Genomic DNA, 638 nt, shown 5'->3' on the forward strand with positions numbered 1-638 from the left:
GCGAAGGACTATTCGCACATCCTCGCGCCGGCCACCGCCTACGGCAAGAACGTCGCGCCGCGCATCGCCGCGAAGCTGGACGTCGCGCAGATTTCGGACATCACGGCGGTCGATTCGGCCGACACGTTCGAGCGCCCGATCTACGCGGGCAACGCGATCGCGACGGTGCAGTCGAGCGATCCGATCAAGGTGATCACGGTGCGTGCGACGGGTTTCGATCCGGTTGCAGCGGAAGGCGGCAGCGCATCGGTCGAGAAGATCGAAGCGGCGGCCGATGCAGGCAAATCGCAGTTCGTGAGCCGTGAAGTGACGAAGCTGGATCGTCCGGAGCTGACGTCGGCGAGCATCATCGTGTCGGGCGGCCGCGGCCTGGGCAGCGGCGAGAACTACACGAAGGTGCTGGAGCCGCTGGCCGACAAGCTGTCGGCAGCACTGGGCGCATCGCGCGCGGCAGTCGACGCCGGCTACGTGCCGAACGACTACCAGGTCGGCCAGACCGGCAAGATCGTGGCGCCGCAGCTGTACATCGCGGTCGGCATCTCGGGTGCGATCCAGCATCTGGCCGGCATGAAGGATTCGAAGGTGATCGTCGCGATCAACAAGGATCCGGAAGCGCCGATCTTCAGCGTGGCCGACTA

General features: G+C 65.8%; 1 protein-coding gene. It reads left to right on the forward strand.

Features of this window, described 5'->3' with window-relative positions; genetic code table 11:
- Positions 1-638: electron transfer flavoprotein subunit alpha/FixB family protein (locus ACV22W_RS33575; RefSeq protein WP_448023834.1), on the forward strand; the 638-nt coding region annotated here is incomplete at both ends.

The organism is Burkholderia sp. AW49-1, from assembly GCF_053427845.1.